Below are 14,552 nucleotides of genomic sequence, written 5' to 3' on the forward strand. Positions count from 1 at the left end.
GAATGCGCCGACACGGCGGGATACCGGTCCATCGCCGTTCTCAAGGGTACGCAAGCCTGCCTGAGAAAAGTCATAAGGCTTAGGTCCCCACCTGCGTCACGGGCAGGTCAGCTGGTGCGTTCACCCCGACGAGGAGCGTTGGCTGCTCCGATCAGCGCTTCGCGGGCACGGGCGACTCGCGAGCGCACCGTGCCGACCGGGCAGCCCGTGACCTCGGCCGCTTCCTGATACGACAGCCCGAGGACCTGCGTCAATACCAGGGCCTCACGTCGTTCCGGAGGCAGATCGTCGAGCAGAAGATTGACGTCGACGACGTCTTCCCAACCGGTCGTGCGCGGCTGCCGGGTGTCGGCGGCGTCGATCCAGTCGACGCCTCCCGCGATACGCGGGCGCGACATCGCACGTCGTACGTCGTCGGCGCAGACGCGTCGTGCGATCGCGAGCAGCCAGGTGCGCGCCGTCGAATTGCCTGCGAAGCGGGGGAGTGAACGGATCGCCCTGAGGTAGGTCTCCTGCGTCAGGTCGTCGGCGACGCGGGGGTCGGCGAGATGTGCGACGAATCGCCAGACGTCGCGCTGCGTCTCCCGCACGAACTGCTCGAGCGCCCGACGGTCGCCACGAGCGGCCGCGAAGGCCAGTTCGGTGACTTCAGCGTCGTGGTCGGACGCCGCGCGGTCGGCGGGGGCGGTCATGGGGATCAACCCTAACCTGCGGGGTCATCGCGGATCGAGCTCGGGCGGTAGGCCGCGGTACTCCTTGGCCGGTGGCGAGGCGAACTCACCCGACGCGGTACCCGTGTGCAGGCCCATCGCTGCCATCGCCGAGAGCATCCCGACGCCGGCGGCGACGCCGTCGATGACGGGGACTCCGAGGTCGGCGGAGAGTTCGGCTGCGAGGTCGGCCATGCCCGCGCAGCCGAGCACGATCGCGTCGGAACCGTCCGTCGCGAGTGCTTCACGACACGCCTTCGCGAGGATCTCGGCGGTGTCGGGGTTGGTCTCGAGTTCGAGTACGGCGATCTCACATGCGTGGATGCCGCGGCACTGCGTGCTGAATCCGTAGTGCGACACCAGATCTGCGGCTCGTCCGATCGTCCGGTGCAATGTGGTGACCACCGAGAACCCTCGGCCGAGCGGCGCGGCGAGATGCATTGCCGCCTCGGCGATTCCGAGAACGGGTGCGACCGCGAGTTCACGAGCGGCGTCGAGGCCGGGGTCGCCGAAACATGCAACCAGGTATCCGTCGGCATCGGGGTTGGCGCTGATCGCGCGGAGTAGTCCCGGAACGGACAGCGCCTCGTCGACGTGGCTCTCGATCGACGCGGGTCCGGCCTCGGAGGTGATCGCGACGATCTCGGCGTCGGGCCGTGCCACCGACCGTGCTGCCGAGGCGATCACCGCGGTCATCTCCGCGGTCGTGTTGGGGTTGATGACGCACAACTTCATCGGTGTGGTTGTCTCCCTTGCCTTCTCGTGTAGGGGTGTTCTCGTGGGTTCGTGCGTTGCGAGGAGTTAGACCACGGCCTCGTGGCGACATCGCGACCCACGCAGTTGCGTCGGAGCGGTATCGCCACGAGACGGGTGTCAGGATGCGGGCTCGGCCTCGGGACTCGACGTCGAATCCGTTGTGCCCTGTGTGCCGGCCTTGGCGTCGGCGGCAGGGCTTGCCGTCGGCGAACCGGGAAGCATGGTGCCGTCGGCGGCGACCTCCATGTCGGTGGTGATGGTTGCCGCAGGGACGTGCATGCCGTGGAGGAAGTACGGCGTGGCCAACTTCATTCCGGCGTAGTAGAAGACGAGACCTGCTGCGGCGCCCATGAACCAGGTGAAGCTGGCCTCGTACGACGTGCCCCAGATGACGAAGCAGATCGGGATGATCGACGCGAGCACCACGGAGATGACCGCGACCGGGTTCCAGCCGCCGCGATAGTGGTAGGCCCCCTCCGGGCTCATGGTGAACAGGTCGTCGACGATGATCTTCTGCTTCTTCACGAGGTAGAAGTCAGCGATGAGAATGCCGAACAGCGGTCCGATCACGGCTCCGAGGGTGTCCATTGTGTAGTGGATCGCGCTCGCGTTGTTGAACAGATTCCACGGCGTGATGATGACCGACCCGATCGCTGCGATCATGCCGCCCATGCGCCAGGAGATCTTGGTGGGCGCGACATTCGAGAAGTCGAATGCTGGGGAGACGAAGTTGGCGACGATGTTGATGCCGATCGTGGCGATCGCGAACGTCAGCACGCCGAGGACAGCAGCGGTGGTGTTGTCGATCTTGTCGACGATGTGCACGGGGTCGGTGACGATCTTGCCGTCAGCATCGCGGCCGATCACGGTGACGCCTGCCGAGACGGTGCACACGACGAGGATCGAGAAGAAGAGGAAGTTGACCGGGAGGCCCCAGAAGTTGCCCTTCTTGACCTCGCCGAAGGTCTTGCCGTAGCGCGAGAAATCGCCGAAGTTGAGCATCGGACCCGAGAAGTAGGAGACCACGAGGGCGAAGGCGCTGATCATCATGGTGATGGTCGGCCACGTGCCGCTGATGCCGGAGCCCTCCGACAGGTCGAAGTGCACATTGCTCCACCCGGCCTTGGCGATCAGGTACGCCGCAAGGGCGATCATGACGACGTAGACGGCGGGTCCGCAGAAGTCGATGAACTTGCGGATGGTGTCCATGCCGTTCCAGAAGACGAGCGCCTGCAGCACCCACATCACGACGAAACCGGCCCAGCCGAGCAGTGACAGGCCGAGGAAGGAGTGAGAACCGTTCTCGCCATACGGCTCGAGTGCCGGCCAGAACTTCAATGCCAGCAAACCGAATGCCGTCGATGCCAGGTATGTCTGAATTCCGTACCAGACAACGGCAATGGAGCCGCGGATGATCGCCGGGATGTTGGCGCCCTTGACGCCGAAGCAGATTCGCGTGGTGACCGGGTAGGGCACACCGGCCTGCTGGGAGGGCTTTGCCACCAGGTTGCACAACAGGTTGACGGCGACGATGCCCACCAACAGTGCCACGAGGACCTGCCACGACGAGATGCCCAGTGCGAAAAGGCTTCCGGCGAACACGTAGCCGCCGACGCTGTGCACGTCCGACATCCAGAACGCGAAGATGTTGTACCAGGTCCAGCTCTGCTCTTTCAGCGGAGCGAGATCCTCGTTCGTCAATTGCTGGTCGTAGCCGACCTTGATGATGCTCTCGCCCGCCGCACTATGGTGCTCGGTGGCGATTTGCGCGTCGGGTGAAGCGCTCATGATTCTCCTCGGGCCTTGGTGACATCGGAGTGGTCTCCGAAGTGCCTGAGTCGAAACTAAGAACGATTTGTTACCCGACAATTAACGCGCAAATATATTCCGCGTCACACCGAATATATTCGCGGATCAGTCCGCGATGGTCCCGGAGTGCGTCGCGGATCGGTACCTGCGACCGGTGCGCGAATCGTGAACGGCGCCGACGACGGCGACCGCCGCGATCACCACACCCGCGACGAGTAGCGCGGTGCCCATGTGGATGCGCATCAACACCACACCGAGTGCCGCGCCCGCGATCAACGAGACGACCGCGGCGGTGCGTCGACCTGTTCCGCCGCCGCGGCCCGACCCGAAGAAGGAGTCGGCGGCGAGGCCTGTGATGGTCGAGGTCACGACGACGGTCGTCACGTCTTTGACGGCCACAGCGCGGGCCGCGGCGGCCTGAATGCCCATCGCGGTGGCCGCGATCGTCGTCACCGTGATCATCACCGCATGTTCCGGGTCGTCGCCCGAGATGAACAGGGTGATGGCCAGGGCGACCATCGTTGCCGAGACCACTGCGAACAGGATCGTGGAGCCCAGCGTCCAGCGCCGGTCGGCGCGCCGTAGTGTGCGACCGCCGATCGCGGCACCCACCATGAAGCCCGCGAGTGCCATTGCGGGTCCGAGGATCGGCAGACCCGAACCGCCCGCGAGCGCCATGCCGAGGATCACGACGTTGCCGGTCATGTTGCCGGTGAAGACCTTGTCGAGACCGAGGTAGCCGACGGCGTCGTTGATGCCGGTGGTGAACGTCAGAGCCAGCATCAGTGCCAGGTGCATACGTTCGGTGGGAATCGCGTAGATGCGGGTCAGCAACGCGGGAATCCTCCTGGTTCTGGGGTGGCAACCGGACGCGCGGTCGCGAAGTCGATCGCCCGGGCGATGAGTGCGGTGTCGCTGCCGCGCGGGCCGACGAGGCTGCGTCCGATCGGGCCATCCGACGTCTCGCGGTGCGGGAACGTCACCGCGGGTCGACCTGTCGCGGCCGCGATCGCCGTCAGTTGCAGTGTGGCCGTTCGGGTCTTCTCGACCTCTGCGTCGGATGCCCACCGGCGAGGTGCGGCCGTTGCGGCCGCGGGAATGTCGAGGAGGTCATCGCCGAGTCGCTTGTCGATCTGCGCCGCGAGGGCAGCCAGGTCGTCACGTGCTCGGGCGTCGTCGTCGGCGTCGATGGCTGCCGCTGCGGCGAACCGCGCAGCTGCCGATCCCTCGAGTGCACCGGGATGCGCGGTGATCCAGTCGCCGTGGACAGACCATGCCTGGAACGCCTGGTGTACGCGGAATGCCTCGGCAAGACGGGCGAGTTCGACGTCGTCGACGTGGATGTCGTCGAGTGTTGCCACACCGGAACCGATGGCGGTCGTCGACGGGTCGTCGAGCAGTGTCGTGGTCGCCAGTGCCAGGATGTCGGGGTCGCGACTCAGGAGTCCGATGGCGTCGAAATCCGGTGCCAGCGGTAACAACCCGCGCGTGGAGACGGACCCGTGCGTCGAACGCAGGCCCCACAGACCCTGATACGACGCGGGGGTGCGGATCGACCCGGCGGTGTCGGTCGCGAGCCCGAGGTCGGCGTCGCCGTGTGCGACGGCGCTTGCGGGGCCGCTCGACGAGCCACCGGGAAGCGCTGCCGGGACCGCGGCGTTGGGGGGTGTGCCGTGGTGCGGGTTGTCGCCCGCCATCGAGTAGGCGAACTGGTCGGTGCGGGCGATGCCGCGAATGTGTGCACCCGAGTTCAGCAGCCGCGCAACGGCTGTGGCGTGCTCAGTGGCGATCGGGGCCGATTGTTCGTAGGCGGGTACCCCGCCGCCGGTGGCGAAACCGGCCACCGCGAAAACGTCTTTGACGGCGACTGTCGTCCCGGTCAGCGGTCCCGGTGCGCTCGACGCGACGAGGGGATCGCCGACGACTCGCCACACCGTCGAATCGAATCCGCGACGCGGCGTGCTCGCGTGGACCGTGGCGAGCCGCCAGGTCGTGTCGTCGCGTCGCCACAGCTGCGACTGCACGGCCCGGCCTCCGTCGGGTACGTCGTAGACGACGAGAGCGTCTCCGAGATCGGTTGCACGAGTGCGGATCTGAACATCACGCAAGCTGCCGATGGCGTGTGTGAGCGCGCCCGAACGCAGTGTGTCGGCGACGCCGTGGAGCACCCCCGGTCCTGCGACGCAGGTGACGTCGGCGCACAGAAACCGGTGCAGTGCTGTGCGGTCGTCTCCTACCGCCGCCGCCCAGAAACGACGTACGACGGCGCCGAGGTCGTCGGGTGCGGTCACTGCGCGAAATCCGATCGTCGAATCCGCGCGTGCACGCCCTTCACGAGGTCGACGACCTGCGAGATGTTGAAATCCGTTGCGGCACTGAGATAGGCGAGAGCCTGTGGGGGTTCCATGCCGTATCGCACTCCCAGCAGCGAGATCGCGGACCGGACGCAATTCTGCACGGCCACATCGAGGTCGGGGTCGAGGCCGGTCGGGATCAAGAACTCCCGGGTCTCGGCGACCGGGGCCACGAGGCCGCCAAAGCGTGCGGCGACGTCGGAGGCGGGGATGACGTCGAATCGGATGGTTGCCCGTAGCGACGCTTCCAGCGCCGTCAGGGCGACCTCGCCGTCGCCCTGCGCGAAGTGGGGGTCACCGACATACGCGAGCGCACCGGGAACCTGCACCGGCAGATAGAGGGTCGCGCCCTCGGTCAGGAGCGTGAGGTCGAGGTTGCCGCCGTGCGGGCCGGGCTGAATCGAGTTGCGCCGCACGGCGCCTGCAGTGGCAACGCCCATGATGCCCAGGAACGGGGCAAGCGGAAAGCGTGCGGCCAGTTGCGGGTTCGAGGACGATAGGGGCAGAACTCCGCGGGCCTCGTCGCCCTCGCCTTCCACCGAGACGAATGCGCTGTACGTCGCACCGCCGATCGGGTACTCGCCCGGCAGCGAACCGCGACCGTGACGATTCGACACGACGCCGTAGGGGACCCGACGCCTGGTCTCCACGACGGTCATCGCGAGAAGGTCGCCGGGCTGCGCACCACGCACCTCGATGGGTCCGGTCACGACATGCGGTCCGTCGACGCCCTGGACATGCGTGCGGTCGGAGGCGCACAGGGCGACTGCCTCGTCGAGCACCATGTCGGGATCGACGCCGTGCCCGCCGAAGAAGCCACGGGGATCGCGCCCCTGGTCGGCGAGAATGCCTTCGTGGCTGAGGGTGTCGATGGTGACGCTGGTTCCCGGGTCGATCGACATGATGGCGGTGTCGGTCGCGCAGGGCAGATCGCCCCAGAAGACGTCGTCGTGCCGGCAGGCCAGGTAGTCATCGCCGATGATCGGGCCGGAACCCGCTGGGAGGATGACGTTGTCACTTGCGGTGCGGGTGGTTCCGGAAGGCTGAGCGGTCCCGAAGTTCTGGATTGTCACTGATTGCTCCGTTCGACGAGTCGGACGACTTCTTCGAGGTGTGCGGTCATGGCGGCGACCGCTTGGTCATGGTCGTTGGCGCGTACGGCCTCGAGGATGTCCCGGTGGCCGTTGTAGGAGTTGCGTCGACCTTCGCGGGTGGCGTGTGAGCGCGCGCGAACCGTCTGGACCCACCCCGCACTGAGTTGGCACAGCGACACCAGCAGTGGGTTGCGTGCGGCACGCGCGAGCTGCATGTGGAAGGCGACATCCTGGGCCAGCGATTCGGTGGGATTGAGGCCGGTGTGGGTCGACGCCAGGATGGATTCGAGCGCAACGAGATCCGATGCCGTTGCCCGGTCGGCTGCGAGGCCGGCGACCTGCGGTTCGATCAGCATGCGTAGTTCGGCGACGTGATCTTCTTCGGCGTCGGCGCTCATCGTCTCCAACAGTGCTGTGGCGTTGGCCGAGCGGGGTGCGACGACGGTGCCGCGTCCGGGTGTGCGGGTGACGAGTCTGCGTTGCTCGAGGTCGCTGAGTGCTTCGCGGATCGTGGTGCGGGAGACCTCGAGGTTCTCGGCGAGTACGCGCTCGGGCGGCAGCTTGTCGCCGGGGGAGAGGTCGTCGACCACCACTTTCTCCAGGTAGGCGGCAGTGCTGGCACTGAGTGTGTGTCCGCGACGCAGCATGCTCTCTCCTCGTACTTGGCGAATCTTGGTCTCTTGGTATGACCAACTTTAACCGATGCGTTACGGCTCGTGCAGTGCGAGGAAACAACTCCGACCGAAGGTGAAGACAGATCTCGACGCCGTGTGACGCGGCGTCGAACCACCGAAGGAGCGACCACATGGACCTGGTTCTGCGCGACGCACGGTTGTCTGACGATGGCCCAGTCGTCGACATCGAGATCGACGACGGGCACATCCGCGACATCTGTTCGCAGAGCACGGCTGTGGCGGTCGAGACGATCGAATGTGCGGGCCGCGTGGTGATTCCGGGCCTGATCGAATCGCACATGCACCTCGACAAGGCGCTCCTCAACAAGGAGGAACCCAACCGCGACGGCACGCTCGCGGGCGCGATCTCGGTGACCGGCGCGCTCAAACGTCGCTTCACCCCGGATGCTGTCGCCGACCGTGCACGGCAGGTGATCGATCAGGCGATCATCAACGGCACCAGCCTGATTCGGGCTCATCCCGATGTGGACCCGATCATCGGGTTGCTCGGCGTCGAGGTACTGCTCGAGCTGCGCGACGAGTATCGCGGGCGCATCGATCTGCAGATCGTCGCCTTTCCACAAGAGGGAATTCTCAAGGCGCCCGGCACCATCGACCTGATGCGTGAGGCGCTGCGTCGCGGCGTCGACGTGGTGGGCGGGTGTACCTACAACGAAGCCGACGTCGCCGACTGCCACCGCCACATCGACATGGTCTTCGACCTCGCCGAGGAGTTCGGGGTAAGAGTCGACATGCACGCCGACTTCGCCGACGACGCGTCCGATCCGCGTTTCGGTCTGGCCGCACGGATCGCCGAGGTCACCGCAGACCGCGGTATGGCTGGGCGGGTCGCGGTGGGGCACATGACGTCGTTGGCGGGCCTGCCCGTCGGTGAGCGTCGCGCCGTGCTCGCCGACCTCGCGGCGTCGGGCGTCGCGGTGGTTCCCCTGCCTGCCACCGACATTCACCTCGGCGGGCGCACCGACACCCACAACATTCGACGAGGTGTGGTTCCGGTGCGCGATCTGTGGGACGCGGGTGTGCAATGCGCCTTCTCGTCGAACAACGTGCGCAACGCCTTCACGCCCTACGGGAATGCCGACCTACTCGACATCGGCCTGTTTCTCGCGCAGATCTCGCATCTGTCGGGTCCCGACGATCTCGCCAAGGTGCTGAACATGGCCACCTACTCCGCCGCCGACATCGTCGGTATCGCCGACCGGTACGGAATCGCGCCGGGCCGACGAGCGGATCTCGTTGTGCTGTCGACACACAATGTCGCCGACGCCCTACTTGATCGGCCTGACCGCTGCTTTGTCATCAAAGACGGGCGCGTCGTCGCCCGTACCACCCGATCCACCGAATTGTTGGAGGTTGTCCATGCGTGACCGCATTCCCCACGAGATCGTCGCGTCCATCCTCGCGGGTCTGACCGCGTTCATCGGCGGGACCGCGCTCAACCTACCGCCCTGGGCGATCTTCATCGGTTGGGCCGGAACGTTTTTGCTCGGCGGTCCGTCCTGGGCGAACGCCAGGCGCTTGTGGCTGACCATGCCGGTTGGGTCGACGTTCGCGCTCGTCATCGTGCTCATCGATACGCACATCGGCACGATCGCCGGGGAGGGGCGGTTTGCGCAGAACCTCGTGCTTGCGGTGATCATCTTCGTGGTCAACTCGGCGTTGATGTTCTCCGGGAGGATCGGGGCGCTCGCGTTGATCCCGGGCATGTTCCTCGGCTTCGCCTCGTACTTCGCGACCTTCTTCGGCGGATTCGGGTTCGACGCGGGAAATCCCTGGGCCGCGTGGGTGTCCGTGGTCGCGATGAACTTCCTGGGACCGGTGTTCGCGTATCTCTCGGTACGCCTTGCCTTTCCGCGCGCAGCCTCTTCCGGCGAAGCCGCGTCGGCAACCTCCGACATCTCCGTCGCGGCATCCGATCATGAGGCGAACCCGGATGCCGAGCCGACGTCCCGGAATGTTCCGTCAGCCGAGATCCGGTCGCACACCGAGTGATTCGCTGGTCTCGATGATCGCTTCCTCGAGCCGGGCGTGATGAACACCCGCGGCGGCGAGGACGGCCGACGTGTCGCGGGCGGTGAAGGCGTCGAGCAGGTCGGCGTGGTCGGAGTTCAGCTTCGCCTGGGTCGGGGAGTCGACGGACCGCATCACCTGGAATGGTTCGGTGAGGTTCCAGGTCGCGTCGAACATGTTGAGTAGACGCGGCATCGCGCACGGGGCGGTCAGCGTGGTGTGGAACCGCCGCGACACATCGTGAAAGGCCTTGCCGTCGTTGAACTTCGTTGCGGTCAGGAGTTCCTGGTGAAACTCGGTGGCCGCAGCGATCTGCGCGTCAGTGATGTTCGAGACGGATCGGGCGAGAGCGGCCTGCTCGAGCACACCGCGAACGAAGTAGATCTCCTTGAGTTCGGCAAGGGACAGTTGGCTGACGTGATAACCGGAATTGCGCTGGTGGTCGACGAGACCTTCGCCGACAAGGGTTTTCAGTGCTTCGCGGACAGGGATCGCGCTGACACCAAACGCGTCGGCGATGTCGGCGAGCATGATCTGAGTTCCGGGAGGCGCGCCGCCGGAGAGAATCAGTCGACGCAGTTCCTCGAGCACGTTGGCGCGATCGTTGCCCGACCGGGTCTCGGCGAGCTGGACGAGCAGGCGGTTGGTCATCTTGCTACTCATGGTGCACGTGCCCCTGCTTGCGGTCTCGAACTTCCCGATGTGCCGACGCAGCAGAGGGGTGACGTGTGATCCATTGCGCCACAGCCTCGGTGAGTCGCTGCTGATTGTGGCGCTTGACGATCTCGTGGCCCTCGTCGTCGAACATCAGAAGTTCGGCGATCCCGCCGCGGGCACGCAACTCGTCGACCATCTGCTGGGATTCGCTGACCGGCACGTTGGTGTCGTGTGCGCCGTGGACCACCAGCAGCGGCGCGGTGATGTCGTCGATGCGGTGGATCGGAGAGAGATCGCGGAGTAGTTCGCGATCGGATTCGGGGTGCCCGTACTTGGTGTACGCCGCGACGGCGATCCACGGTTCGGTGTTCCGGAAGAACGACTCGAGGTCGCTCATGCCGCAGATCGCGATGCCCGCGGCGAACACTTCGGGATGAAAAGTCAACGCCGCCAACGTGAGGTAACCGCCATAGGAGCGTCCCGAGACGTAGAGGCGGTCGGGATCGGCAACGCCGGACGAACACACATGCGCCGCACAGTCGGCCGCGTCGTCGATGCCCGCGTACCGGCCGTACCGGTCGTCGGCGTGAGAGAAGAGACGACCGTAACCCGACGACCCGCGCACATTGGGTGCGAACACCGAGATCCCGGCGTCGACGAGTGGTCCGAACAGGAACTGGTAGTCGGGACGGGTCTCGGCCTCGGGGCCGCCGTGGAAGTACAGCAGACACGGCGGCGGGCCCACGTCGGTACTCTTCGCGCGATACAGCCAGCCGGACAAGGGCATTCCGTCGCGCGCGGAGAACTCGCGGTACTCCGGACGCAGCGCCGACGACGGGCCGGTGCCGGTGATGACGTCGTCGCGGATTGGGGTCACGGTGGATGTCGGCGTGTGCACGAGATGGACGAGCGGTGAGTGCTGTGGGCACGAAATGGTCAGTGCGACAATGGTTCCGGCGGCACTGATCGACAGGTCCGACGCGACGTCGCCGGGCAGCGGGATCGGTTCGTGCAGGGTCTGATCCGGCAGGGTGAGGATCTGCAGTTCGCTTTGGCCGCCCACGTTCCAGAGCATCGCGACCGTCGACTGGTCGTTACTGACCGCGAACTCGTCGAGTCCCGCGCCCGCGCGCTGGGCGAGGACACGGAAACGCTTTCCGGTCTTGGAGACCTCGACGCCGAGCAGGCGGGGGAACTTGGCATCGAAATCGCTCGTCACCAAGGCCTGCACGCTGTCTAGGTCGCGGCTGGAATCCTGTGGGGGGCCGACGAACACGAGCGATGGGTGGTCGAATCCCTGGTCGAGGATGTAGCCCTGATCGGTCACCGAGCCGGGGTCGTTGGGCAGGATGGTCGACATCGACATCTCGTCCGAGCCGGTGGCGTCGTCGGCGTCGTTGCGGCGGAGCAGCAGCATGTCGTGGTATCCGCGCGGGCCGACGCGAAGGAGCGCAGCACCCTTCCAGGAGTCGATCAACTCGCCGCCGACGCGGACGTCGAGTATCTCGGTCGCGCCCGTTCCGGGATGTGCGCGAACCGAATACGCCGTGCCGTCGGGGGTCGTCGCGGTGATCAGGACCCAGTCGGTGTCCCAGCCGACGAGCGAGACAGTGCCGAACGAACGTCGGGAACCGAGCGTCGCCCGGTTCGACCAGTCGGATTCGGTTTCCTGGCGGTTGCTCCCGATGCGATGCGACCTGTTGTCGTCGGGATCAGTGGTGACAACCCAGACCTGGTGGTGCTCACCGCCACTCGGCGCCAACTCGACGGCGAGCCATTCGCCGTCCATCGAGTGCACGAGCTTGCGGACGGGGCCGGTTGCGGGGACGCTGACCCAGCGCAGCTCGCCGACACCCTCGGGCGACAACACGCGTTGTGCCGCACGCGGATAGCCTGCGCCGTCGTCGACGATGTAGGCGAATGCCCTGCCGTCCGGCGAGACCGACGGCCCGTAGGTGTGCCACCCGCGATCGTCGAAGTTGACGAGAGTGGTCTCGTCGACCTGTTCGTCGACGATTCCGGTGTCGGTGATGTCGTCCGCGCTCACCGTGGGGTGATGTCTTCCATGGCCTGCAGCCACATTTCGAGTACGGCGAGCTGCCACAACTCGTTGGAATCGAGCGTGGTGCGTGTGCCGTTGGGATCGGCAAACAACCGGTCGAGGGTCTCGGGCCGGTACAGGGCACGGTCTTTCGCCGACTGCGCGTGCAGGGTGTCGGTGACGAGATCGAGTACGCCGCCCTCGAGGTGACGGATGCCGGGGACGGGGAAGTAGCCCTTGGTGCGGTCGATCACCGCTGCGGGCAACAACTTTCGAGATGCTTCCTTGAGCACCCCTTTGCCGCTCGGATTCAGCTTGAGGTCGGGCGGGCATGTCGCGGCGAGCTCGACGAATTGGTGGTCGAGGAACGGCACACGTGCTTCGAGGCCCCACGCCATCGTCATCGTGTCGACTCGTTTCACCGGGTCGTCGACCAGCATGACGGTGGTGTCGAGACGCAACGCGGCGTCGACGGCCGAATCCGCACCGGGGGCGGACTGGTGTGCGAGTGCGAATTCCCAACTGGGGTCGTAGTTGCTGTCGCCGAGCAGGTACTGATCGTTGAGCAGCGCCAGGATATCGGCGTGCGAGCGGTCGAAGAAGACCTCGCGGTAGGCCTTGGTGGTCTCTTCGCGTGCGATCCCCTGCAGCGGGGGATACCACGAGTAGCCGCCGAGGATCTCGTCGGCGCCCTGCCCTGACTGCACGACCTTGATCGACTTGCTGACCTCCTGCGACAGGAGATAGAAGGCGACGCAGTCGTGGCTGATCATGGGCTCGCTCATGGCCGCGATGGTGTCGGGGACGGCGGGCAGGAGGCGATCGGTGCCGATGTGGATCTTGTGGTGATCGGTGCCGAACGTGTCGGCGATGAGGTCGGAGTAGGCGTACTCGTCGCCGGATTCGCCTCCCGCGGAATCGAATCCGATGCTGAACGTCGCGAGATCCTTCTGCCCCTGCTCGGCGAGCAGTGCCACGACCAACGACGAATCGATTCCGCCGGAGAGCAGCACGCCGACGGGGACGTCGGCGACCATGCGACGTCGAACCGAGGTGCGCAGCGAATCCATCAGTTCGTCCTGCCAGCGCACCGCATCCCAGTCGGCACGGCTGGGGTCGGGCGCGAAAACCGGTTCCCAGTAACGACGTTCGGTGCTGCGTCCGTCGGGCTGGATGACGCGCACGGTGGCCGGCGGCAACTTGCGCACGCCGTTGTAGATGGTGTGGGGTGCGGGAACCACGGCGTGGAAGCTGAAATAGTGATGCAGCGCAACACGATCGAGCGTCGTGTCGACATCGCCCGCGCGCAGGAGCGCCTGCAACGACGACGCGAAGCGCAGCCGTCCGGGAGTCTCCGAGAGATAGAGCGGTTTGATTCCCAGCCGGTCGCGCGCGAGGGTCACCACACCGGAGTCGGTGTCGACGACGGCGAACGCGAACATCCCGATGAGGTGATCGACGCAGTCGGTGCCCCACGCGTGGAACGCCTTGATGATCACTTCACTGTCGGCGTGGGAGAAGAAGCGGTAGCCCTTGCCCTCGAGTTCTGCGCGCAGTTCCTTGTAGTTGTAGATGCAGCCGTTGAACACCATCGCGAGACCGAGTTCGGAGTCGACCATCGGCTGCGCGCCGCGTTCGGACAGGTCGATGATCTTGAGCCGTCGATGCCCGAGTGCCACCGACCCCTTCACGAACAGTCCTGAACCGTCGGGACCGCGACGGGTCATCGAGCAGGTCATGGTGTCGACCGCAGAGGCGTCGGGCGCCGAGCCGTCGAACCGGATTTCACCGCAGATGCCACACATGTAGTCAGTCCTCTCGGTTGCTTGACTTGTTCAGCCTAGGAGTTTCGCCAGGGCCCGGCAGGGCGAGTGGTGCGCCAGGTCACGCGGTCGGCGTGACCCAGGTGGTGATCTCGCAGTGGACGACCTCGACGCCCCGCGTGTCGGTGATCGAAATCGACACCACCACATCGCGTCCGGAGTCGATGTCGGCGAAGTCGACGGGTTCTGCGAGCGTGGCGACGGCCGACAGGCGGGTGGTCGCCTTGGTCAGGTAGTCGGCGGTCATTCCCTTCGGAATCCACCGATGCGTCGTCGGTGTTGTCGCCTCCATCAGCATGCCCATCGCAACCTCGGCGAGGTTGCAGGCAGCGATGGCGTGGAAGGTGTGGATGTGGTTGTAGACGCCGAACCACTTGGGTGCGGTGACCTTGCAGTATCCGGGCTGCATCTCGTCGACGAACGGCAGGATCGTGCCGAAGTACGGCACGCGCACCGACATCCCGAGGGAGAAGAGCGTCTTTCCGAGCGCGTTGTCGGGAAGTTTTCGGCGCAATGCGTAGGTGGGCGAGAGAGCAGCGCGGGTCACGGGCGTTGGCGTTGATGACGATTTGGCGTCGGACATTGCCCGGATGCTACTCGGGC

General features: G+C 65.8%; 13 protein-coding genes. 2 read left to right on the top strand and 11 right to left on the bottom strand.

Going from position 1 to position 14,552, the window contains the following annotated elements:
• Positions 1–107 precede the first annotated feature (107 nt).
• The 7 genes from GOSPT_RS05570 to GOSPT_RS05600 all read right to left on the bottom strand — a co-directional run bounded on the left by GOSPT_RS05570 (position 108) and on the right by GOSPT_RS05600 (position 7,370).
• A complete protein-coding gene (locus tag GOSPT_RS05570; protein WP_039854871.1) occupies positions 108–692 on the bottom strand; it encodes a sigma-70 family RNA polymerase sigma factor in 585 nt (194 codons plus the stop codon).
• A 24-nt stretch (positions 693–716) separates the two neighbouring features.
• Positions 717–1,445 (bottom strand): aspartate/glutamate racemase family protein, encoded by a 729-nt coding sequence (locus GOSPT_RS05575; protein WP_005203908.1) that lies wholly within the window; start codon positions 1,443–1,445, stop codon positions 717–719.
• Between the two features lie 138 nt (positions 1,446–1,583).
• Entirely contained in the window at positions 1,584–3,254 is a 1,671-nt protein-coding gene (locus GOSPT_RS05580) for an NCS1 family nucleobase:cation symporter-1 (protein WP_005203910.1), read from the bottom strand.
• A 126-nt stretch (positions 3,255–3,380) separates the two neighbouring features.
• On the bottom strand, positions 3,381–4,109 hold the full coding sequence (locus GOSPT_RS05585; RefSeq protein ID WP_005203911.1) for a DUF1275 family protein: 729 nt from the start codon (positions 4,107–4,109) through the stop codon (positions 3,381–3,383).
• Complete coding sequence (locus GOSPT_RS05590) at positions 4,103–5,566, bottom strand: amidase family protein (RefSeq protein WP_005203912.1); 1,464 nt, start codon at positions 5,564–5,566, stop codon at positions 4,103–4,105. Before GOSPT_RS05590 ends, GOSPT_RS05585 begins: the two co-directional genes overlap by 7 nt.
• Positions 5,563–6,702, bottom strand: a complete 1,140-nt coding sequence (locus GOSPT_RS05595; protein WP_005203913.1) for an acetamidase/formamidase family protein — start codon at positions 6,700–6,702, stop codon at positions 5,563–5,565. The genes GOSPT_RS05590 and GOSPT_RS05595 overlap by 4 nt, the downstream gene beginning before the upstream one ends.
• Positions 6,699–7,370, bottom strand: coding sequence for a FadR/GntR family transcriptional regulator (locus tag GOSPT_RS05600; protein WP_005203914.1), 672 nt, complete (start codon positions 7,368–7,370; stop codon positions 6,699–6,701). Before GOSPT_RS05600 ends, GOSPT_RS05595 begins: the two co-directional genes overlap by 4 nt.
• Before the next feature lie 158 nt (positions 7,371–7,528).
• Here GOSPT_RS05600 and GOSPT_RS05605 point away from each other — a divergent pair, with 158 nt between their 5' ends.
• Together GOSPT_RS05605 and GOSPT_RS05610 are read left to right on the top strand one after the other, a co-directional pair.
• Positions 7,529–8,785: an amidohydrolase family protein gene (locus GOSPT_RS05605; RefSeq protein ID WP_005203915.1), complete on the top strand. Its 1,257-nt coding sequence runs from the start codon at positions 7,529–7,531 to the stop codon at positions 8,783–8,785.
• Positions 8,778–9,410, top strand: a complete 633-nt coding sequence (locus GOSPT_RS05610) for a DUF1097 domain-containing protein (RefSeq protein ID WP_005203917.1) — start codon at positions 8,778–8,780, stop codon at positions 9,408–9,410. Before GOSPT_RS05605 ends, GOSPT_RS05610 begins: the two co-directional genes overlap by 8 nt.
• Here GOSPT_RS05610 and GOSPT_RS05615 read toward each other — a convergent pair.
• The 4 genes from GOSPT_RS05615 to GOSPT_RS05630 form a co-directional block, all read right to left on the bottom strand.
• Positions 9,381–10,091: a GntR family transcriptional regulator gene (locus tag GOSPT_RS05615; protein WP_005203918.1), complete on the bottom strand. Its 711-nt coding sequence runs from the start codon at positions 10,089–10,091 to the stop codon at positions 9,381–9,383. The genes GOSPT_RS05610 and GOSPT_RS05615 overlap by 30 nt on opposite strands.
• Complete coding sequence (locus tag GOSPT_RS05620; protein ID WP_005203919.1) at positions 10,084–12,132, bottom strand: S9 family peptidase; 2,049 nt, start codon at positions 12,130–12,132, stop codon at positions 10,084–10,086. The genes GOSPT_RS05615 and GOSPT_RS05620 overlap by 8 nt, the downstream gene beginning before the upstream one ends.
• Positions 12,129–13,931: an N-acetylglutaminylglutamine amidotransferase gene (locus GOSPT_RS05625; RefSeq protein ID WP_005203920.1), complete on the bottom strand. Its 1,803-nt coding sequence runs from the start codon at positions 13,929–13,931 to the stop codon at positions 12,129–12,131. The genes GOSPT_RS05620 and GOSPT_RS05625 overlap by 4 nt, the downstream gene beginning before the upstream one ends.
• Positions 13,932–14,010: 79 nt before the next feature.
• Positions 14,011–14,532: a hotdog fold domain-containing protein gene (locus GOSPT_RS05630; RefSeq protein ID WP_005203921.1), complete on the bottom strand. Its 522-nt coding sequence runs from the start codon at positions 14,530–14,532 to the stop codon at positions 14,011–14,013.
• Positions 14,533–14,552: the final 20 nt, after the last annotated feature.

This window comes from Gordonia sputi NBRC 100414 (assembly GCF_000248055.1).
Lineage (GTDB): Bacteria > Actinomycetota > Actinomycetes > Mycobacteriales > Mycobacteriaceae > Gordonia > Gordonia sputi.